This window comes from Xanthobacter aminoxidans, assembly GCF_023571765.1.
Lineage (GTDB): Bacteria > Pseudomonadota > Alphaproteobacteria > Rhizobiales > Xanthobacteraceae > Xanthobacter > Xanthobacter aminoxidans.
On the sequence record NZ_JAMJXC010000059.1, the window covers coordinates 1 to 1,191 of the forward strand.

Consider the following 1,191-nt stretch of genomic DNA (forward strand, 5'->3'; position numbering starts at 1 on the left):
ACGACACCTCTCAAAACCGCGAGAATGAAATCGGCCTTTTCAGCCCGCGCTTTGTTGATGCGCCAACAATACCTAACCAAATTGTATATTTCAGAGCGATCGTGTCTATTCTCAAGTTTGCGAATGTTAATCAGAACAAGGCGATGAGGCGGATCAATCGATAAGGCCGGCAAGCCAAACTTAATAATAATTTCGCGAGCTGTCATAAGTCCAGAATCTCCAGACCCATGCCCACTTACAGCGTTTGTAAGGTTCGGGTAGGCGTCAATCAGGGCCGCCTCTACCAGGAACGCCTGCTCATCGTTCAAGCCATGGCGGTGAATGAGGTGCTGCACTGTGTTACCGGCGGCCTTGATGGCGCGGATTGTCTCCAGTTTAGGAGGAAGAAGTTCATCCGCTTCCTGCGTGATCTCGCCGCGCGCGTGCTCGAAGACGCGATTACCCGTCCCCTTGCCTACGTAGAATGTTTGTCCGTCTCGAGGATCGATGAGTCTGTAAACATACTTTCCGATCCGGCGCTGAACATGCTCATCAAATGCCGTGGGCTCCTCGATGGCTGTGATCGCATTCATCTCCACCCCCATTTAACCCTTGATTGCATCATGGGTCGGACCGGCAATTAAAAAACCTCAGCCGCCCGCAACAGGCGGCTCATGGTAGAGCGCCTCGTAATCTCGACCTCCGTAGAAAATGTTGGTGATCTCGACGGCCTCGGGCGCGAGGTAGGCTATCACGGCTGAACGCTCGAAGGGGACCATGCGCAATCCGGGTTGGAGGTCGTCACGTGGCCGGCCACCAAACGGAACGTCGCCGATGGATCTGCATCGCCGCATGATGCGTTCGATGAAGCCTTGGGCGACCTTGTGGCTTTGGCTCATTTCCGCAACGGCGCGATAAATCGCCTGAAGATCCTCGATCGCCTCGGGGCGGTAGAAAACCCTAACGCGCTTCACGCTTGGTGGCTTTTTGTTCGATTTCCATAAACCGCGCCATCGTCGCCTCAGCATCATCGGCGGGCAGGCTCGGGCGAGGATCGCTTACGGAGCGTTGCACGCGGGCGCGCAGGGCCTCGAGGCGCTCGGCGAATTCGAGGCGTTGCCGCTGCCACACGCGAACAGCATCCCGCATGGCCTCGCTGGTAGTCGCGAATTCACCAGATTCCACGCTTTCGCGGAGTGCGCGCATCATGTC

3 protein-coding genes are annotated in these 1,191 nt (G+C 56.5%); all 3 read right to left on the bottom strand.

Annotation, left to right across the window (positions count from 1 at the left end):
- Nucleotides 1-572 (bottom strand): LEM-3-like GIY-YIG domain-containing protein (locus EJ105_RS27595; RefSeq protein ID WP_250168883.1); only part of this gene is annotated, 572 nt, incomplete at its 3' end.
- A gap of 57 nt (nucleotides 573-629) precedes the next feature.
- Nucleotides 630-953: a type II toxin-antitoxin system RelE/ParE family toxin gene (locus EJ105_RS27600; protein ID WP_209484775.1), complete on the bottom strand. Its 324-nt coding sequence runs from the start codon at nucleotides 951-953 to the stop codon at nucleotides 630-632.
- Nucleotides 940-1,191: ribbon-helix-helix domain-containing protein (locus EJ105_RS27605; RefSeq protein WP_250168884.1), on the bottom strand; the 252-nt coding region annotated here is incomplete at its 5' end. The genes EJ105_RS27605 and EJ105_RS27600, both read right to left, overlap by 14 nt.